General features: G+C 32.7%; 17 protein-coding genes. 13 read left to right on the top strand and 4 right to left on the bottom strand.

From position 1 onward, the window contains the following. Nucleotides 1-558: 558 nt before the first annotated feature. The 7 genes from nagB to GSY47_RS13460 all read left to right on the top strand — a co-directional run bounded on the left by nagB (nt 559) and on the right by GSY47_RS13460 (nt 9,448). A complete protein-coding gene (nagB, locus tag GSY47_RS13490; RefSeq protein WP_179007424.1) occupies nt 559-2,487 on the top strand; it encodes a glucosamine-6-phosphate deaminase in 1,929 nt (642 codons plus the stop codon). Between the two features lie 297 nt (nt 2,488-2,784). Beyond that, nucleotides 2,785-3,015 carry a DUF3820 family protein gene (locus tag GSY47_RS13485; protein WP_008462478.1) on the top strand — a complete coding sequence of 77 codons (231 nt, stop codon included), beginning with the start codon at nt 2,785-2,787 and terminating at the stop codon, nt 3,013-3,015. Between the two features lie 223 nt (nt 3,016-3,238). Continuing rightward, a complete protein-coding gene (locus GSY47_RS13480) occupies nt 3,239-4,852 on the top strand; it encodes a CTP synthase (protein WP_179007427.1) in 1,614 nt (537 codons plus the stop codon). A 78-nt stretch (nt 4,853-4,930) separates the two neighbouring features. Further along, nucleotides 4,931-6,853 carry a membrane protein insertase YidC gene (yidC, locus tag GSY47_RS13475; protein WP_179007430.1) on the top strand — a complete coding sequence of 641 codons (1,923 nt, stop codon included), beginning with the start codon at nt 4,931-4,933 and terminating at the stop codon, nt 6,851-6,853. Nucleotides 6,854-6,941: 88 nt separating this feature from the next. Then, entirely contained in the window at nt 6,942-7,667 is a 726-nt protein-coding gene (locus tag GSY47_RS13470; protein WP_179007433.1) for a toxin-antitoxin system YwqK family antitoxin, read from the top strand. A 131-nt stretch (nt 7,668-7,798) separates the two neighbouring features. Beyond that, on the top strand, nt 7,799-8,851 hold the full coding sequence (locus tag GSY47_RS13465; protein ID WP_179007436.1) for a tetratricopeptide repeat protein: 1,053 nt from the start codon (nt 7,799-7,801) through the stop codon (nt 8,849-8,851). Nucleotides 8,852-8,890: 39 nt separating this feature from the next. Beyond that, nucleotides 8,891-9,448: a DUF4956 domain-containing protein gene (locus GSY47_RS13460; protein ID WP_179007439.1), complete on the top strand. Its 558-nt coding sequence runs from the start codon at nt 8,891-8,893 to the stop codon at nt 9,446-9,448. Here the strand turns inward: GSY47_RS13460 and GSY47_RS13455 are convergent. Then, nucleotides 9,445-11,322: a PEP/pyruvate-binding domain-containing protein gene (locus GSY47_RS13455; protein WP_179007442.1), complete on the bottom strand. Its 1,878-nt coding sequence runs from the start codon at nt 11,320-11,322 to the stop codon at nt 9,445-9,447. The genes GSY47_RS13460 and GSY47_RS13455 overlap by 4 nt on opposite strands. 142 nt (nt 11,323-11,464) lie before the next feature. Between GSY47_RS13455 and mnmA the strand changes: the two genes are divergently transcribed. From mnmA to GSY47_RS13435, 4 genes are read left to right on the top strand one after another with little or no spacing between them, the layout of a single operon-like run. After that, entirely contained in the window at nt 11,465-12,652 is a 1,188-nt protein-coding gene (gene mnmA, locus GSY47_RS13450) for a tRNA 2-thiouridine(34) synthase MnmA (protein ID WP_219071408.1), read from the top strand. A 41-nt stretch (nt 12,653-12,693) separates the two neighbouring features. Beyond that, nucleotides 12,694-14,301 carry a S8 family serine peptidase gene (locus tag GSY47_RS13445; protein WP_179007449.1) on the top strand — a complete coding sequence of 536 codons (1,608 nt, stop codon included), beginning with the start codon at nt 12,694-12,696 and terminating at the stop codon, nt 14,299-14,301. Nucleotides 14,302-14,309: 8 nt separating this feature from the next. Then, the gene (locus tag GSY47_RS13440; protein ID WP_179007469.1) at nt 14,310-15,254 is read left to right on the top strand and encodes an NAD(P)H-dependent flavin oxidoreductase; all 945 of its coding nucleotides are present in this window, start codon (nt 14,310-14,312) and stop codon (nt 15,252-15,254) included. Nucleotides 15,255-15,273: 19 nt separating this feature from the next. Further along, the gene (locus GSY47_RS13435; protein ID WP_179007472.1) at nt 15,274-15,684 is read left to right on the top strand and encodes a hypothetical protein; all 411 of its coding nucleotides are present in this window, start codon (nt 15,274-15,276) and stop codon (nt 15,682-15,684) included. 159 nt (nt 15,685-15,843) lie between these two features. Here the strand turns inward: GSY47_RS13435 and GSY47_RS13430 are convergent, their stop codons facing one another. Continuing rightward, a complete protein-coding gene (locus GSY47_RS13430; protein WP_179007474.1) occupies nt 15,844-16,281 on the bottom strand; it encodes a DUF4268 domain-containing protein in 438 nt (145 codons plus the stop codon). A 92-nt stretch (nt 16,282-16,373) separates the two neighbouring features. Between GSY47_RS13430 and GSY47_RS13425 the strand changes: the two genes are divergently transcribed. Beyond that, nucleotides 16,374-17,024, top strand: coding sequence for an NUDIX hydrolase (locus GSY47_RS13425; RefSeq protein WP_179007477.1), 651 nt, complete (start codon nt 16,374-16,376; stop codon nt 17,022-17,024). A gap of 126 nt (nt 17,025-17,150) precedes the next feature. Then, nucleotides 17,151-17,960, top strand: coding sequence for a lysophospholipid acyltransferase family protein (locus GSY47_RS13420; protein WP_179007480.1), 810 nt, complete (start codon nt 17,151-17,153; stop codon nt 17,958-17,960). A 122-nt stretch (nt 17,961-18,082) separates the two neighbouring features. Here the strand turns inward: GSY47_RS13420 and GSY47_RS13415 are convergent, their stop codons facing one another. Continuing rightward, nucleotides 18,083-18,715 (bottom strand): hypothetical protein, encoded by a 633-nt coding sequence (locus GSY47_RS13415; RefSeq protein ID WP_091491381.1) that lies wholly within the window; start codon nt 18,713-18,715, stop codon nt 18,083-18,085. An 8-nt stretch (nt 18,716-18,723) separates the two neighbouring features. After that, nucleotides 18,724-19,218, bottom strand: a complete 495-nt coding sequence (locus GSY47_RS13410) for an RNA polymerase sigma factor (protein ID WP_179007483.1) — start codon at nt 19,216-19,218, stop codon at nt 18,724-18,726. Nucleotides 19,219-19,252: the final 34 nt, after the last annotated feature.

Here is a 19,252-nt window from a genome sequence, read left to right as displayed (position 1 = left end):
GATTCGTTGTTTAGTTATTTTTTTGTTAGTCTTAAAAATCTCCTGTACAAAAACAGGAGATTTTTTAATTGAAAACTTAAATGAGTCAATGCAATTTTAATGCAGATTAATAGATCATATTTAATGGTTTTGGTTTTTATGAGTGTTAATTGTTTGAAAATGAAACGTTAGAAAGCTGATCAGTTAATTTTTTTATAGATGTTCTTAAAATTAATTTTATATTTAAGTGTGTAGAATGTTTTAAAAGTAAACTAGATTTCTTTTAAAGAGTGCTATAAATATAGAGAGAAACATTTTACAACATAGCCTGTTTTTATTGTTGAATTATGAAATTCTGACCAAAAGATATCTGTTTTATATTAGAAAACTTCAGAACATTAACAAAAAGCTTCTACTTAGTTAAAAATAAATAAAACTTACTATTTTATTTTTGTGGTGCAATAAAAATGCAGATATTTGCAAAAAAAACGCAATAGGTTGCAAAAGAATCATTGTTGCTTTTTTTAGTTATGTTTTCAAATTTAAAGAATAAGAAAATAAATTTTAAAAAAATATACCATGTTAAAAAGTAAAATCGACAAAGCAACAGGTTTCGAAAAACGATTCGAAAACATCAATACAGTTGTTTTTGAAAACTCAACAGAAGCTTCAAAAGAAGTAGCGCAGGAAATTGCAGCTTTAATCAAAGAAAAACAAAAAGAAGGCAAACCATGTATTTTAGGTTTGGCAACAGGTTCTTCTCCAAAAGGTTTGTATGCTGAATTAGTGCGTCTGCATAAAGAAGAAGGTTTGAGTTTCAAAAATGTAATCAGTTTTAACTTGGATGAATACTATCCAATGGAGCCAAACTCAATCAACAGTTATGTTCGTTTTATGAAAGAACTTTTGTTTGATCATGTCGATATTTTACCTGAAAACGCTCATGTTCCAGACGGACTTTTGACAAAAGAACAAATAGCTGATTACTGCCACGAATATGAAGCTAAAATCGAAGCTTTAGGAGGCATCGATTTACAGGTTCTAGGAATTGGAGGTAACGGACATATTGGTTTTAACGAATCGGGTTCGCTTCAAAACTCTAAAACTCGTTTGGTGGCATTAGACCATATTACAAGAGTTGCAGCCAGCAAAGATTTCTACGGTTTAAATAATACGCCAAGAACTGCTATTACACTTGGGGTTAAAAAAATCATGGAAGCAAAAAGAGTAATCTTATTGGCTTGGGGAGAAGGAAAAGCAAATATTGTAAAAAAATCAGTTGAGGATGAAGTTACCAATAGAGTTCCTGCGTCATTTTTGCAAGAGCATAACAATGCTGTTTTTATTTTAGATAAAGAAGCTTCTTCAAAATTAACTAGAATCAATAAACCTTGGTTGGTTGAAAAAATTGTTTGGACAGACAAATTAACTCGTAAAGCAGTTTTAGGATTAGCATTAGATCTTAAAAAACCAATTTTAATGCTTACAGATGCAGATTATATCGAAAATGGTATGAGCGATTTGTTGGCAGATTCTGGCCCGGCTTACGATACTAATATTAAGATTTTTAATAAATTACAAAATACAATTACAGGTTGGCCAGGTGGAAAACCAAATTCTGATGATTCTAATCGACCTGAAAGAGCTGAGCCGGCTAAAAAACGTGTATTGCTTTTCAGCCCGCACCCTGATGATGATATTATCAGTATGGGAGGAACTTTCATGCGTTTGCAAGAGCAAGGACATGAAGTGCATGTGGCTTACCAAACATCCGGAAACATTGCAGTTGCTGATGATGAAGCGCTTCGTTTTGCAAGATTCGTAATTGATTACAATGAGAAATTCGGAATCAAAAGCGAGGAAGCCGATAATATCTACAAAAAAGCAGAAGCATTTTTACAGAACAAAAAGAACAGCGAAATTGATATTCCAGAAGTTCGTTATATTAAAGGTTTAATTAGAAAAGGAGAGGCGAGAGCGACAAGTTATTTTGTGGGTCTTCCAGATTCTCAAATTCACTTTATGGAATTGCCTTTCTATGAAACCGGAACAATCGAGAAAAAACCTATTGGGCCAGAAGATATTCAGCTAACAGTGGATTTAATTGAAAAAATTAAACCACACCAAATTTATGCTGCTGGAGATTTAGCAGATCCGCACGGAACGCATAAAGTTTGTTTGGATGCTATTTTTGAAGCAGTAAAAGTTTTAAAACCAAAAGAATTCATGAACGACTGCTGGTTATGGTTGTACCGTGGAGCTTGGCAGGAATGGGGAATTGACGAAGTTGAAATGGCGGTTCCAATGAGTCCTGATCAGGTTTTAGCAAAACGTCATGGAATCTTCAAACATCAGTCTCAAAAAGATGGAGTGGTTTTCCAAGGAACAGATGCAAGAGAGTTCTGGCAGAGAGCAGAAGACAGAAACCGCGAAACAGCTCAATTGTACCATCAGTTAGGTTTGGCAACTTATGCAGCAATGGAAGCTTTCGTGAGATGGCATTATTAAAAAGATGCTAAGATGCTAAGGTTTTGAGATTCTAAGTTTTTTTTCTTAGTACTTTAGAAGTAAGTAATTAGTTGAATAATATTTTTGAAGCAGGAAAGGAGAATTAACTATGTTCTTTTTTCTTGCTTCTTTTTTTATTTAGTTTCTAAGTTGCTGAGAGACTGAGTTGCTAAGTTTTTTAATCTGTGTGAATCATTTTAATCTGTGGCAAAAGAAAAATAAGTAATAGTTTTGCATAACGAAGCAAATGCAGAAGTCTATTTTCTATATTCTAGCTTCTTTCCTCTCTGAAAAAAAATGGATCAAGACAAAAAACAACTCATAAAATTAGCGCATACTAAAATGCCTTTCGGGAAATATGAAGGGAAATATTTAATTGATTTACCCGAATATTACGTGGTTTGGTATCATAATAAAGGTTTTCCAAAAGGAGAGCTTGGCCAGCAATTGCAATTGATTTATGAATTGAAATTGAATGGCTTGGAAGAGTTGATTCGAAATATCAAAAAACAATATCCAAAGCCTTAAAAAAAGTATTTTTAAATTGTTAAGGTTATGGATTATTAATTGCGAATTTTTAGCTAAAATCATAAAATTCTTTCGTTTTATAAAGTCAAAACTTAAAACCTTCATTTAAATTAAAAGAACTCTAAAATTTTAAAAATTATCTCATTCTGGAATTGATAAATTGTCTAATTAAATTTGTACTTTTGCCAAGTTTTTTACACAACTACTTACAAACAACAGCAGAATGAATCAAACAAAATATATTTTTGTTACAGGAGGTGTGACCTCTTCATTAGGAAAAGGGATTATCGCGGCATCTTTGGCAAAATTGTTACAAGGAAGAGGATACCGTACAACTATTCAGAAATTTGATCCATACATTAACGTTGACCCAGGAACTTTGAATCCTTACGAGCACGGAGAATGTTATGTAACAGATGATGGAGCTGAAACTGACTTAGACTTAGGACACTACGAACGTTTCTTGAACGTTCCTACTTCTCAAGCTAATAATGTTACTACAGGAAGAGTTTATCTTTCGGTTATTGAAAAAGAAAGAAGAGGAGAATTTTTAGGAAAAACTGTTCAAGTTGTTCCTCATATCACAAACGAAATCAAAGACAGAATGCAATTGCTGGGTAAATCTGGCGATTATGATATTGTAATTACTGAAATTGGCGGAACTGTAGGTGATATCGAATCTTTACCTTATATCGAATCTGTTCGTCAGTTGGTTTGGGAGTTGGGAGAAAATAACGGAATCGTTATTCATTTAACTTTAGTTCCATTTTTGGCGGCGGCGGGTGAATTAAAAACAAAACCAACGCAGCACTCTGTTAAAACTTTAATGGAAAGTGGTATTAAAGCCGATATTTTGGTTTGTAGAACTGAGCATGAATTGTCTCAAGAATTACGTCAGAAGTTAGCTTTATTCTGTAATGTGAAAAAAGAAGCGGTTATTCAGTCAATTGATGCTTCTACGATATATGAAGTTCCAAATTTAATGCTTGAAGAAGGATTAGATGTTGTGGCTTTAAAGAAATTAGATTTACCTAAAAAAGCATCTCCAGATCTTAAAAACTGGAATACTTTCTTAAAAAGATTAAAAAGCCCAAAACAAACTGTAAACATTGGTTTGGTTGGAAAATATGTGGAAATGCAGGATTGTTACAAATCTATTTTAGAGGCGTTCATTCATGCAGGAGCTGCAAACGAAACAAAAGTAAACGTAATTTCTATTCACTCAGAGCATATTAATGCAGAGAATGTAGAAGAGAAATTAGGAACTCTTGATGGAGTTTTAGTTGCTCCAGGTTTTGGAGAAAGAGGAATTGAAGGAAAAATTGAAGCAGTTCGTTACGTTCGTGAAAATAACATTCCTTTCTTCGGAATTTGTTTAGGAATGCAGATGTCTGTTATCGAATATTCTAGAAATATTTTAGGTTATGCTGAAGCGAACTCTACAGAGATGAACGAGAAAACATCTCATCCGGTTGTAAGTTTAATGGAAGAACAGAAAAATGTAACCGATAAAGGAGGAACAATGCGTTTAGGTGCTTGGAAATGTGATATTAAACCAAACACTTTGGCACACAAAATTTACGGAGAAAAAACTATTTCGGAGCGTCACCGCCACCGTTATGAGTACAATAATAAATATGCAGATGAATTGCAGAAAGCAGGCTTAAAAGCTTCTGGAGTAAATCCTGATACAGGTTTAGTTGAGATTGTTGAGCTTGAAAATCACCCATTTTTTATTGGGGTACAATACCACCCAGAATACAAAAGTACAGTTGCAAATCCGCACCCTATTTTCGTAAACTTTGTGGCAGCTGCAGTAAATGCACATAAAAAATAATAATTCATTCTAAGAGGTGTAACTTTTAAATTAAACAAGTAACTAATAACCTCAAACGAATAACTTTTTTTAAAAATAATGGAAGAAAAAAAATTAGACCTCAATTCGATCATTGGTTTTGTATTGATATTTGGAATTTTGATTTGGATTTTTTATCAAAATCAACCTTCTGAAAAAGAAATTGCTGCTGAAAAAGCCAAGAAAGAATTAGTAGCTAAACAAGAAGCACAAGCAAAAGCCGATAAAACTCAAACAGCATTATTACCAGTTGCTGCCGTAACTCCTGGAGATACAGTACAATTGGCTCAGTTGCAAAAAACTTTAGGAGGATTTGCTTATTCTGCAACGCTTCCTTCTGCAAAAGAAACTTTTACTACAATTGAAAACGAAAAGCTTAAGCTTAAAATCGCTAACAAAGGGGGGTACATTGTTGAAGCTACTTTAAAAGAATTTGAAAAGTTTAAAAAAGGTTCAGGTCAGTTAGTTGAATTAATTAAAAACAACAACTCAAACTTAAATTTACAGCTTCTTACTACAGATAATAGAACATTAAATTCTAAAGATTTGTATTTCGAACCAACATTAGAAAAAATTGGTGCAGACCAAGTTTTATCTATGCGTTTGAAAGCGGGAGCAAATGAGTTTTTGGAATATAAATATATCTTGAAGCCAAACGATTATTTAGTTGGTTTTGATATTCGTTCTCAAGGATTAAACAAAGTTTTAAATTCAGCTAAACCGTTAAATTTAGAATGGGATTTAAAAACATACAGAAACGAGAAAAGTGTTTCTTACGAAAATCGTTTTGCTCAAATAGATTACAAATACAACGAGTCAAAATACAATAATGTAAGTCAACACGGACAAGGAAAAGAAGAAACTCCTACCAAAGTTAGTTTTGTAGCTTTTAAACAGCATTTCTTTGCCACTATTTTATCTACAGAAAAACCATTTGAAACATCAAAATTACAGTCTGATGATTTAGTTAAAGATGAAAAAATCGATACTGTTTTTACTAAACAGTTCAGAGCAAATTTGCCTTTAGCGTTTACAAACGGAGAGATCGATTACAAAATGAATTTGTATATGGGTCCTGTAGATTACAAAACATTAAAAGCTTACGATAAAAATTTTGATAAAATCATTCCGTTAGGATGGGGAATTTTTGGATGGATTAACAAATTTATCTTTATTCCATTATTTGGTTTCTTAAGTTCAACTATTGGATTATCATTAGGAATTGCTATTATCATTTTTACGATAATTATCAAATTGGCCATGTCGCCAATTACATATAAATCATTCTTGTCTCAGGCTAAAATGAAAGTTTTAAGACCTGATATTGCAGAGTTGGGAGAAAAATTCAAAAAAGACCCAATGAAGAAACAACAGGAAACAATGAAACTGTACAACAAAGCAGGAGTAAACCCAATGGCAGGATGTATCCCAGCATTGATTCAGCTTCCGTTTATGTATGCGTCGTTCCAGTTTTTCCCTGCAGCGTTTGAATTAAGACAAAAAAGTTTCCTTTGGGCAGACGATTTGTCATCTTTTGACTCTGTGGTAAAATTACCTTTTAATATTCCATTGTATGGAGATCATATCAGTTTGTTTCCAATCTTGGCGGCAATTGCAATTTTCTTCTACATGAAAATGACTTCAGGAGATCAACAAATGGCGGCGCCTCAACAGGAAGGTATGCCAGATATGGCAAAAATGATGAAAATCATGATTTATGTTTCGCCATTAATGATGTTAATTTTCTTCAATAGTTACGGTGCAGGTTTGAGTTTGTATAACTTTATTTCGAACTTAATCACAATCGGAATTATGTTCGTAATTAAAAACTACATTGTAGACAGTGATAAAATTCACGCTCAGATTCAAGAAAATAAATTGAGAGAGCCTAAGAAACCAAGTAAGTTTCAACAGCGCCTTCAAGAAGTAATGGAACAGCAGGAAGCTGCAAAAGCTCAAGGGCAGAATAAGAAAAAGAAATAATTCTAAATAAAAAATCTCGATTTATCGGGATTTTTTTTTGCCAATATAATTTATAATTCAGATTTTCGTTAAGCTTAAAAAATGTACTATGATCTCTAAAAAAATCATTCTCGGATTACTGTTTCTAAATGCATTGGTTTTAAATGCACAAACAGATATTAATAAAGTTGATGCTGCCGGAAAAAAAGACGGACTTTGGAAAGGTACTTATGCCGAATCTAAGCGTCCGCGTTATGAAGGAACTTTTAATCACGGAAAAGAAACAGGTCTTTTTAAATTTTTTGATGATACTAAAAAAGGAGATGTAATCGCAACAAGAGATTTTAGTACCAATGACGGGAGCTCGTATACTATTTTTTATGACCAAAATAAAAACATAGTGAGCGAAGGAAAAGAAATTGGAAAATCTCGTGACGGAGAATGGAAATATTATCATAAAGCTTCAAAGGTTTTAATGACTTCTGAAAATTACAAAAACGGAAAGCTGGAAGGTTTGAAAACTATTTATTATCCCAATTCAAAAGTGGCAGAAGAGATGATGTATAAAAATGGTTTGAAAGAAGGAGCTTATAAAAAATTAGGGCAAGACGGAACACTTTTAGAAGAATCTACTTTTAAAAATAATGAATACAATGGTGATGCTGTTTTTTATGAATCAGATGCTTCAGTGGCATCTAAGGGGAAGTTTGTAAACGGTAAAAAAGCAGGAATCTGGCAGTTTTATCAAAAAGGGAAATTGATAAAAGAAGTAAATATGAGTGATCCTAAAAATACTAATAAAGCTTCTGAGAAAGGGCCAGCTCCTAAAAAATAATAGATGTAATAATTCTAACGAAAGGACTTAAAAATTTTTTTAAGTCCTTTTTTTTATGCTATCGTTTTTTTTGTTGATTTCGTTTTTATGTAAGTAAAATATAGTAAGTTTATAATCTAAATCAAACCTATATGAAAGTTAAAAGTCTACTATTTTTGTTCTTAATGTTTACGGGTATTTATGCACAAAATAAAGATGAAGCAGATAAACTTGTAGAATCTGGTATAGTTCTTCATGATAAAGGTGATTATGAAGGAGCAATTAAAAATTATGATAAAGCTTTAGAACTAGATAAAGACAATTTGTTTGCTTTAATTGAAAAATCTTTAACATTGAATTCTTTAAATAAATTTGATGAAGTTATAGCTATTTCAAAACATGCTATTGTAACTCATCCCGAAAGCGGACTTCAGAATGTTTACGTTAATTATGCTAATGCGTTAGATCATTTAAAGAAAAATGAAGAAGCATTAAAAATATACGAAGAAGGAATTCAGAGATTTCCAAATTATTATCAATTGTATTTTAATAAGGGGATTTGTTATGCGAATTCTAATAATAGTTCAGAAGCTCTTTCCTGCTTTCAAAAATCTTTGAGTATAAATCCAAAACATGCTGGTTCATTAAATGCTATCGGGATATTAGAGACAAATTCTAATAGAATTCCTGCTGTTATGGCATTTTCGAGATTTTTAATTGTCGAACCGCAAACAAGCAGATCAAAGAAGAACTTTGAAAATTTAAAAAGCTTAATGATGAAAGGCGTGACTCAAACAGGTGAGAAAGCAGTGACAATTAATATCGATGCAGCTACGCTTCCAGATTCTACAGGAGTTAAAAAAGAAAATGATTTTTCTGCTGCAGATTTAATACTTTCTATGAGCGCAGGTTTAGACTTTGATAAAAAGAATGTAAAAAAAACAGATGCAGAGAATTTTATACGAAAGTTTGAGGTTATTTGTGCTTCATTAGAAGAAACAAAAAATGATAATACTGGTTTTTATTGGAATTTTTTAGCGCCATATTTCATCGAAATGAAAAATAAAAAGCTCATTGAACCTTTTGCGTATATCGCGTACGTGGATTCAGGCGAGGAAGATGTTGCTAAATGGCATAAAAAGAATCAAGATAAATTGGATAAATTTTACGAGTGGTCCAAAAACTATAAATGGAGTACTAATTAGTAAATTGTTTACATTTGAGTCATCAATTTATTCTAACCTATGGATTTAAACGAACTTTTAGGACGATTTCTTCTTTTGTTTTTTTCAATTTTGGTTTTGTATTTTTTCTCCAATAGAAAAGATAACGCCACTATAAATCCATTGATGGTTATTGTTGGTCTTTGTACTTTTTCGCTTTGTTACCTTTTTACCAAAATCGAAATCGGAGTCGGGATAGGATTTGGATTATTCGCTATTTTTTCAATACTTCGTTTTAGAACACAGTCTTTTACCGTAAATGCGATAATTTTTCTTTTTGCGACGATTACATTGTCCATTTTAGATATAATGTATCCGTTTGAAAAGATTGAACTATTGCTTTTCTTTCAAATAATTATAATTGGGTTCTATATTGTCGCTTCAATTATTGTCAATAAAAAAGCTTCAAAATATCTGAATTCAGTCGATTTGAAAATACCTCTTGACGATAGTTTTTCTTTAAATCAGGAATTCATTCGAAAATCAATTCAGCAGAAAATTAAAATTGAAGAATTTGATTTTAGAATTGTCTTAATTAATACAGCGACAAACGAGATAGATTTGTTGGTTTTTTATTAATCGTTAAAAGGGCGAACTTGTTTAATATATAAATCTCTCTTTTCGCCAACGATTTTAAATTCAATATCAACAGGATGAAACTGGTTTTTACGCCAGTAACGATACATTTTTTCCTCGATTTTCCTGCTGACATTAAACAGGTTGCTCATTTCTTTTCTACTCAATAAAGGTTCATTATTGTTCAAATTAGAATTGGAGGTGTAATCAATGTCAAAGTCTTTGTCGTCTTTTCCATCGCTAAAATGATAAGCCACAAACTGCTCGCAGATTTCGCCTTTTTCTGGTTTTACTACAGAGTTTTCTCCTTTTTGGACATTTACAGTAATTCCAGGAAAGTTTTGTCTAAAAAGGTTTTTAGTAATTATGACACCATTAGCTAGTTCGTCTGGGAAAGAACGATGCACTAAAACGCCCATTGCAATATTCTGCTGATCGATGCCAAATAATTCTCTTTCGTTGTATGAAGCTTCGTTCCAAACACTTGCCCAGACTTGCTTGATTGCTTTTTCAAAAGTTTTAATGGAATCGCCTACAATTCCTGTTTTAGAATCGTATAATCCTGCTCCGTTAAAATCATCCAAATCTTCGGCATTGGTTGAAGAGCGAAATCTGAAATTCTTGAATTTGGCATCCTTAAAAGCTAGATTTAATTTTGAAATTAATTCAGGATTAATTGGCTCTTTTTTGATGGCATCTCTAATTTTTTTCAGCTGATTATTAACCCATAATGTGGAATCTTTTTTCGGGAAAGCTAAAAGTTCTGCTATTAAAGGAGAAATTGAAGTTTTCTGAATATGCTGCGTATAAAAATAAAACGGAATGGCGTGAGCATTTTCTGGAACTTTAAAAGGAATTTCTTTGGAAATGGCAATCAAATAGGCCATGTTTTGTGCTTTGGAACCAATATAGTTTACGCCTTTTTTTGGAATTTGAGATAAATTAACTAATTCGGTTATAGTGTTGTCAATTAGGAGTTTTTTCTTTTTTCCAATTGTTTTTAGACTGATTTTTTTAGTTGTTTCCTTGATGTAAAAAGTATCAATTGCTATTTTTAATTCGACTTTTTTAGAAAGAAGACTTTTGATATTGTTGTCTTTTTCAATATCGGTATACGCCATAATCGGAATTTTTCTGTTTTTTCCTAAAAGAACCAAATGACTTAAAGGTGTCTGAAGTTCGTTTACAATAATTCCTCTTACATTTGGAAGAATATCTGGTGTTCCATTCAAAATGATGATTTCGTCCGGATTTGGTTTTACAGTTTCTAATTCTTTAAGATTGTATTTTTTGAGAATTCCGACATTTGTTCCTCGAACCACTTCCTGATATTTAATTTCTCCAAAAATATAATCCGATTTCACGCACGGAATTTTAAATTTATTTTGCTGAAACCATTCCATCATTTCGGGATTATTCAAATAAAATTTTAATTTCATACCGATAAAAGTGGAAGTTCTGACTAAATTGAAAAATCGTTCAATCAATTGAATTGGCATATGATCGGAAGCAGCGAGTTCGAAGATCCATTTATCAGTTCCTTTAATATGATTTAGATTTCCAAGAAGAAAATCCCTTTCTTTTTCTGTATTGCTGTAATTTCGATCATTGAAAATATCTAAATCAGGAGTATATCCTAAATAATTGACAGCGAAATCAAAATGCAGTAAAATGAGACTGCTGTTGAAATAATACATTTTTTGCTTTCGGAGATCATACACAACTTTAACCGATTCGATATTGGAGAATTTATCCGATAAAGGTTTTCCTTTAAATGCTTTGTAAGCTTCGTAATCTGGAAGAGAAGAGACGAAACGCTGTGCATTTAAAGTAGTTAGGAGAAACAGGAAAAATAAGCTGTAAATGTATCTTTTCATGCTTTTGAAATTGAGAATTAAATGTACTTAAAAAAGTGATAGGTTTTATCTACTGCGGGATTACTTAAAGTAATGCAAACCTTTGTGAAATTTTCTATTATTTGGTGTACCTTTGCAACCTTAAAAAATCAAACATTTTAAAATGAAACGAGTAGTTGTTGGACTTTCAGGTGGAGTAGATTCTAGTGTTGCAGCCTATTTACTGCAGCAGCAAGGGTACGAAGTTATTGGCCTTTTTATGAAGAATTGGCACGATGATTCGGTTACTATTTCAAACGAATGTCCTTGGCTGGAAGACAGTAACGATGCTCTGCTTGTTGCTGAAAAACTTGGCATACCGTTTCAAACTGTTGATTTGAGTGAAGAATACAAAGAAAAAATCGTGGACTATATGTTCAACGAATACGAAAAAGGAAGAACTCCAAATCCTGACGTGCTTTGTAATCGCGAAATCAAATTTGATGTGTTTATGAAAATCGCTTTAAGTCTTGGTGCAGATTATGTCGCAACAGGACATTACTGCCAAAAAAGCGAAATCGAAGTGGACGGAAAAACGGTTTATCAATTGATTGCTGGAAATGACGTTAACAAAGATCAATCATATTTTTTATGTCAGTTGTCGCAAGAACAATTATCAAAAGCGTTATTTCCTATTGGAGCTTTGACCAAACCAGAAGTACGCGAAATTGCTGCTGAAATGGAATTGGTTACAGCCGAAAAGAAAGATTCTCAAGGATTGTGTTTTATTGGAAAAGTTCGTCTTCCAGAATTTTTGCAACAAAAATTACAGCCTAAAGAAGGTAAAATTGTTCAAGTAGACAAAAACGATCCGATTTATACTGCTGCAAAATCAGCTGATCTTTCTTTGGAAGAAGAATTAAAATTAGAATCACAAAAATTAGAATATCTTCCAACTATGGGAAAAGTAGTTGGGAAACATCAAGGTGCTCATTATTTTACTGTTGGACAAAGAAAAGGTCTAAACGTAGGAGGAACAACAGATCCTTTGTTTGTAATCGCGACAGATGTTGAAACCAATACTATTTATACAGGTTTGTCAAGTCAACACCCAGGATTATTTAAAAAAGCCCTGTTCGTTGGAGAATCTGAAGTACACTGGATTAGAGAAGATTTAACACTGAAAGCTGGGGAGAAAATGGAAGTAATGGCGAGAATTCGTTACCGCCAGTCTTTGCAGAAAGCTGTTTTACACCAATTTGAACATGGAATGTATGTGGAGTTTGAAGAACCACAGTCTGCTATTACCGAAGGACAGTTTGTTGCTTGGTATTTAGGAAATGAATTAGCTGGTTCGGGAGTAATTTCTTAGCTTTATACTTTATTTGGAAGCAATTCCATAAAAAGTATACTATGAGATATAACTTTACTTTTCTTTTAATACTTCTTTCATTCACTGCATTTGCACAAGAAGAAGCTTGGGTTTATTTTAAATCTAAACCGAATGCTCAGTTATTCTTTGATAATCCGCTGACAGAACTTTCTCAGAGAGCTTTAGATCGAAGAACAAGCCAAAATATTGCTTTGGATATTACCGATGCACCTTTGGAAACTTCATACGTTAACCAGATTATGGCGAGTACGGGAATAACAGTTATGGCACAATCTAAATGGTTGAATGCACTTCATATTCGAGGGTCACAGACAAATGTGAACGCTTTAAAAACATTAGCTTTTGTTCAGAAAGTAGAATTTGCAGACAGAACTTTAAATACTACGGGAAAAAAGGTTTCTGAAGCTGTAGTCAATCAGACTAAAAAACAATCACAGATTGCTGTAGATTATGCTTATGGTAATTCTGCCAATCAAATTCAAATGATGAACGGACAGGTTTTGCATCAGCAGAATTATACTGGAGAAGGTAAAATTATTGCCGTTTTAGATGCGGGATTTCCAGGTGTAAATACCGCTCAGCCATTTGAAAATCTTAGAAATAATAATAAAATTCTAGGAGGTTATGATTATACTACTCGAAATGCTAATTTTTATGCTGGAGGAGATCATGGAACAAAGGTTCTTTCTACAATGGGAGGATACAAAGAAAATGCATTGATAGGAACAGCTCCAAATGCTTCTTATTATCTTTTTATTACAGAAATTGATGCTCAGGAAAATCCACTTGAAGAATCACTTTGGGTAGAAGCAGCAGAGAAAGCGGATGCTTTGGGTGTGGATATTATCACAACTTCGCTAGGATATTTCCTTTATCGTGATGAAGTTAGATATAATCATACTTACAGTGATATGAACGGAATTACTACTTTTATTTCGCGTGGTGCTGAAACTGCTTTCAGTAAGGGAATTTTGGTTTTAGCTTCGGCAGGAAATGAAGGTACTCAGGTAGAAAAACATATTGGCGCTCCTGCCGATGCGGTTTCTGTTTTAGCAATCGGTTCTGTTACTGCATCTAAGGTCAAAGCGGGCTCGAGTTCAATTGGACCAAGTTATGATGGCAGAATAAAACCAGAAGTTATGGCACAGGGAGCTTCAGCGGTAGTTTCTGATCCAAATGGAACTATTGGTACTGCAAGCGGAACTTCTTTTTCGTGTCCGATTATGGCGGGAATGGCCGCTTGTTTATGGCAGGCATTTCCAACAAAAACAAATAAAGAAATCAGACAAATGATTATGGCTTCTGCTGATCGTTATTCAACTCCGGATAATAATTATGGTTACGGAATTCCAAATTTTGGAAAGACTTTAAGTGTTGATGATTTTATAGCAGAAACTGCTTTTTCAGTGTATCCAAATCCAGTTAAAAACACAGTTACTTTTTCTTTTTTAAATGAAAGTAATACTGCTTCTGTTACAATTTATTCTGTATTAGGTCAGAAATTGATAGAAGAAAAAATAAATAATTCAAATCCAATTCTTTCGATGCAGTCTCTGCAAAGCGGTCTTTACTTTTATAGTTTTGATGCCGAAAATCTGCATAAAACAGGAAAGATAATCAAGCAATAATTTTTTTAATGAATAAAATTACCCAACTTTTTAATATAAAATATCCAATCGTTCAGGGCGGAATGATTTGGAACAGTGGTTATAAATTGGCTTCAGCGGTAAGTAATGCTGGAGGTTTAGGACTTATTGGTGCAGGTTCGATGTATCCGGAAGTTTTAAGGGAACATATTCAGAAATGTAAAAAAGCTACAGATAAACCTTTTGGTGTTAATATCCCGATGTTATATCCTAACATTGAGGAAATAATGAATATCGTGGCAGAAGAAGGCGTTAAAATTGTTTTTACTTCTGCCGGAAATCCTAAAACATGGACCTCATTTTTAAAAGAAAAAGGAATTACAGTTGTACATGTTGTCAGCAGCAGTGTTTTTGCTTTAAAAGCGCAGGAAGCGGGTGTTGATGCTGTCGTTGCTGAAGGTTTTGAAGCGGGCGGACACAATGGCCGTGAAGAAACCACTACACTAACCTTGATTCCGATGGTAAAAGAAAAAATTAAAATTCCATTAATTGCCGCAGGAGGAATCGCAACAGGAAGAGGAATGCTGGCTGCAATGATTTTAGGTGCCGATGGAGTTCAGGTAGGAAGCCGTTTTGCTGCTTCTGTAGAATCCTCTGCACACAATAATTTTAAAGAAACGATAGTTAATACTCAAGAAGGAGGCACTCAATTGACATTGAAAGAATTAGCTCCTGTTCGATTGGTGAAAAATAAATTTTTTCATGATGTTCAGGCTTTGTATGAAAAATGTCCTTCTAAAGAAGATTTAGTAGAGCTTTTAGGAAGAGCAAGAGCTAAAAAAGGAATGTTTGAAGGAGATTTGGAAGAAGGGGAATTAGAAATTGGACAAATTTCAGGACTAATTCATGAAATCTTACCAGTCGAACAAATTGTTAAACAAATGATCGCCGAATTTGAAGTTGCCAGCAAAGAAAAGGCTACATTTGAGTTTTAATTATCTGCAAGAAATATTTATGAATTCTCTACGCACTTATATAGTATTATTGTTTTTAGCTTTCGGATTGCAACAGGTTCAAAGTCAGTCTTATCATTTTAAAACTTCTGGTTTTAGCGTATTACAGAAAAATGAAAGAGGGAAATGGGGAAATTGGTCAGCTTTAGAATTAGTAAATCTTTCTATCGTTTTAGATACTGATAAACATAGGATTGTGGTGTATTCTCAGGAAATTCAGTTGTTCAATATTTTAGATTATATCGAAAGAGAAGAAAATGATACCGATATCGTCTATTCTTTTATGTGTAAAGATAATGATGGGAAAGAGTGTAAGCTTTCAATTATAACACGTAAAAAACAAGATTTCAGGAAACAGCTTTACATTAACTACGATGATCATATAATCGTTTATAATATTTTTATGGTATAAAAGTTTCTGAGATACTAAGATTTTAAGTCGCTAAGTCTTTTGAGCTTTTTAAAATAATAAACCCGACAGGTTTTTAAAATCTGTCGGGTTTGCTATATAAAAAAACTTAGCATCTCAGAATCTTAGTATCTCAGCCCCGATAGCTATCGGGGTAGCATCTTAGACTTCAACATCCTTAATAAATTCATCGTACTCTAAATAAAACATCTCAAGAGCATGCATGTTTTCGTTGAAAAAATCAAAAATTATATCCCAAGTATTTTTATTGCTAAAACCAACACCTGTTTTTTCAACCCAAATTCGGCTGATTGTTTTACCGCTTTCCAAAGTATAGTTTTTTTCGAAAACCAAATCTTTAATAAATTCTTCTTCAAGAATATTCTTTAAAGCTTCTAGTTTTTCAAAGTAAGCAGTTCGTTTTTCATCACTTCTATGTTCGATGTCAATAAGAACCTGTGCTTTTTTATTATCTACATAAAATTTAAAAGAGAAGTCCTTTATTTTGGTATCATAAAGAACCCATTTTCTTGGATATTTTTCGGCAAAAGCTACCCAAAATTCTCTTTTAATTCTTTGTGATTCTTCTCTGCTGTACATTTTTTAAGGCTTTAATTTTAGAAAACTTGCGGTACTGCGTTTTCTGGAGTATATTTATGTTTTATTTGAAAGTACAAAAATAAGCTTTGATTATGAATTTTCAAGATTTTTTGAAATATGTTCCCAATATAATTCCAGTTAAGCTGCCAGCAGTAGAATCACATTTGAAAATGGCGCCAAAAGAACGTATTGAAGGTTTAAAGAATCTTGATGTCAACGCATTAAATCCTAGAATGGCTGGTGTAATGATGCTGTTTTATCCCAAACAGGAAAAAACACATTTGGTTTTGATTGTTCGAAATACATACGAAGGAATTCATTCGGCACAAATTGCTTTTCCAGGAGGTAAGTTTGAGAAAGACGATTTTAATTTTGAAAATACGGCTCTTAGAGAGACTCACGAAGAAGTAGGAATTGAACGAGAGAAAATAGAAATCGTTAAAAATTTTTCTCCCATGTATATTCCGCCAAGTAATTTTCTAGTGCATCCGTTTTTAGGAATTGCAAGAGAAGAACTTTCGTTTTATCCTGATATTAGAGAAGTTGCAGGAATTATAGAACTACCGTTATCCATTTTTTTGAATGATGAAATTATTATTGAAGCCAGATTATCAACTTCTTATGGTGCTAATATTTTAGTTCCTGCATTTAATATACAAAATCATGTGGTTTGGGGAGCAACGGCAATGATTTTGAGTGAATTGAGAGATGTGCTGAAAGTTACTTTTGAAAAAGAGGCTTAGAAATATTTATTTAACAATTTGATATTCATTTGGATAACTTTAATTCCGAGAAAATGTTTAAATCTATTGCTAAACGAATAATTTTTGTATGTTTGCGACCTAACAAAAAATAAGATACAAGTAGTTATGGGATTGTTTAAACGAAATCCTTTTGGGCATATATTATTCATCAAGAAATGGTTAATCCGAATCTTGGGTGCTATGACGCATAGAAGATATAGAGGTTTTAATGAATTGCAGATTGAAGGATCTGAAATTATTAAAACACTACCAGATAATAATGTCTTATTTATATCCAATCATCAAACCTATTTTGCAGACGTTGTAGCGATGTTTCATGTGTTTAACGCAAGTTTAAGCGGGCGTCAGGACACGATTAAGAATATTGGTTACTTATGGCAGCCAAAAATGAATATTTATTATGTTGCAGCAAAAGAAACCATGCAGGCAGGTTTATTGCCTAGAATTTTGGCTTATGTTGGTGCAATTACAGTTGAACGTACTTGGCGTGCAAAAGGTGTCGATGTCACTGAAAAAAGAGAAGTAAATCCAAACGATACTGAAAATATTAAAATAGCTCTTGCTGATGGCTGGGTTATTACTTTCCCACAAGGAACTACAAAATCATTTAAACCAGTTCGTAAAGGAACAGCACATATTATCAAACAGCACAAACCAATCGTTATTCCAATTGTAATTGATGGTTTTCGTAGATCTTTTGATAAAAAAGGTTTACGTCTTAAAAAGAAAAATATTCTTCAATCCTTTATTATCAAAGAACCACTTCAGATTGATTATGAAAATGATACAATTGACGAAATTGTAGAAAAAGTAGAATATGCTATTGAACAGCACCCATCATTTTTAAAAGTGATTCCTGCCGAAGAAATAAAAGCACAAGAAGAACTAAACCAATTGAGACGTTGGGATTATTAGAATTTTAGATTTCGGAGTTTATGATTTTAGATTTGTTTTAAAATTGTCAAGCTGAGCGAAGGCGAAGCCTCGTTTGCAAGGAGATGTATATTAAGCTAAAAAAAACTTAGATCCTTAGCATCTTAGAAATCTATTTTCTTCAGCTCTTTATAATTTGCATATAATCTTCTCAAAAGTGTTCCATAAATGATTCTGTAGAAACACCAGAACAATCCGAAGAAACCTAAAATTACTAAAAACAAGATGCCTATTGTAACAAACATAGCTCTTCCGTTCATGGCTAATTTATCTCTAAGAAATTCCATATCTGGATTGTAAACAAAGGCAACAAAAAAACTTAAAATTGCTGTTATTACAATCATTCCCAAATTGTACCAAACATAATATTGAACCGTTTTTCTTGTCTTTAGAATAGCGCTCATTAAAGATTTTGTGGCTATTGTGGTCGAAATGGTTCTGTAATTTTTATAGAAGATATAAACGAATATTAAAACTACAACATAATTAAAGTAGGTTAGAAACTCTAAAGCTGTTACAATTTCGGGATGATTCATTTTTCTTAAAACATCATCTGTATTGATAAATATATTTGAAAAAGTCCAAAATGAAATTTCCAAAATGCTGATAATCAAAATCCATTTTACAATAGAAGATGATTTTCTGTGGATCATCTTGTAGATTTCAGTTTCAGAAATTTGTTGAAAAGAACCCGAGTTCTTTTGCCAGTCTTTTTTTAGTAAATCCAGTTCTTTCATAATAATTTTTAAGGATTTAGTATTTTTTTAAGTTTCCCCTTAATTCTGTTCATTTTCACGCGTGCATTCACTTCACTGATTCCGAGCGTTTCAGCTATTTCTTGATAATCTTTGTCTTCTAAATACATAAATACTAATGCTTTTTCGATGTCATTAAGCTGGTAAACAGCTTTGTACATCAATTTTATCTGTTCTTCTTCTTCATAGTTATAATCAACATCTCTAACAAAATGTTGATGACTTTCATAATCTACGGTAGATATTGTTCTTTTGGTTTTACGGTACAACGTAATTGCGGTATTTAAAGCTACGCGATACGTCCAGGTAGAAAATTTACTCTCTCCTCTAAATTTAGGATAAGCTTTCCAAAGCTGAATAGTGATTTCCTGGAATAAATCTTTATGAGCGTCTTCGTTATCAGTATATAATCTACAAATCTTGTGGATTATATTCTGATTTGCCTGCAATTGCGCAACAAATGACTGTTCTAGATTTTCGCTCATATTTGTATTAGTAGTATTGCAACCAATTTTGTTA

The organism is Flavobacterium quisquiliarum, assembly GCF_019308285.1.
GTDB lineage: Bacteria > Bacteroidota > Bacteroidia > Flavobacteriales > Flavobacteriaceae > Flavobacterium > Flavobacterium quisquiliarum.
This window is presented reverse-complemented; position numbering and strand designations above follow the sequence as displayed.

What these genes read in the sequence shown, in the direction of transcription:
- nagB (WP_179007424.1), top strand. Translation starts at nt 559, where the DNA reads ATGTTAAAAAGTAAAATCGACAAAGCAACAGGTTTCGAAAAACGATTC.
- GSY47_RS13485 (WP_008462478.1), top strand. Translation starts at nt 2,785, where the DNA reads ATGGATCAAGACAAAAAACAACTCATAAAATTAGCGCATACTAAAATG.
- GSY47_RS13480 (WP_179007427.1), top strand. Translation starts at nt 3,239, where the DNA reads ATGAATCAAACAAAATATATTTTTGTTACAGGAGGTGTGACCTCTTCA.
- yidC (WP_179007430.1), top strand. Translation starts at nt 4,931, where the DNA reads ATGGAAGAAAAAAAATTAGACCTCAATTCGATCATTGGTTTTGTATTG.
- GSY47_RS13470 (WP_179007433.1), top strand. Translation starts at nt 6,942, where the DNA reads ATGATCTCTAAAAAAATCATTCTCGGATTACTGTTTCTAAATGCATTG.
- GSY47_RS13465 (WP_179007436.1), top strand. Translation starts at nt 7,799, where the DNA reads ATGAAAGTTAAAAGTCTACTATTTTTGTTCTTAATGTTTACGGGTATT.
- GSY47_RS13460 (WP_179007439.1), top strand. Translation starts at nt 8,891, where the DNA reads ATGGATTTAAACGAACTTTTAGGACGATTTCTTCTTTTGTTTTTTTCA.
- GSY47_RS13455 (WP_179007442.1), bottom strand. Translation starts at nt 11,322, where the DNA reads ATGAAAAGATACATTTACAGCTTATTTTTCCTGTTTCTCCTAACTACT.
- mnmA (WP_219071408.1), top strand. Translation starts at nt 11,465, where the DNA reads ATGAAACGAGTAGTTGTTGGACTTTCAGGTGGAGTAGATTCTAGTGTT.
- GSY47_RS13445 (WP_179007449.1), top strand. Translation starts at nt 12,694, where the DNA reads ATGAGATATAACTTTACTTTTCTTTTAATACTTCTTTCATTCACTGCA.
- GSY47_RS13440 (WP_179007469.1), top strand. Translation starts at nt 14,310, where the DNA reads ATGAATAAAATTACCCAACTTTTTAATATAAAATATCCAATCGTTCAG.
- GSY47_RS13435 (WP_179007472.1), top strand. Translation starts at nt 15,274, where the DNA reads ATGAATTCTCTACGCACTTATATAGTATTATTGTTTTTAGCTTTCGGA.
- GSY47_RS13430 (WP_179007474.1), bottom strand. Translation starts at nt 16,281, where the DNA reads ATGTACAGCAGAGAAGAATCACAAAGAATTAAAAGAGAATTTTGGGTA.
- GSY47_RS13425 (WP_179007477.1), top strand. Translation starts at nt 16,374, where the DNA reads ATGAATTTTCAAGATTTTTTGAAATATGTTCCCAATATAATTCCAGTT.
- GSY47_RS13420 (WP_179007480.1), top strand. Translation starts at nt 17,151, where the DNA reads ATGGGATTGTTTAAACGAAATCCTTTTGGGCATATATTATTCATCAAG.
- GSY47_RS13415 (WP_091491381.1), bottom strand. Translation starts at nt 18,715, where the DNA reads ATGAAAGAACTGGATTTACTAAAAAAAGACTGGCAAAAGAACTCGGGT.
- GSY47_RS13410 (WP_179007483.1), bottom strand. Translation starts at nt 19,218, where the DNA reads ATGAGCGAAAATCTAGAACAGTCATTTGTTGCGCAATTGCAGGCAAAT.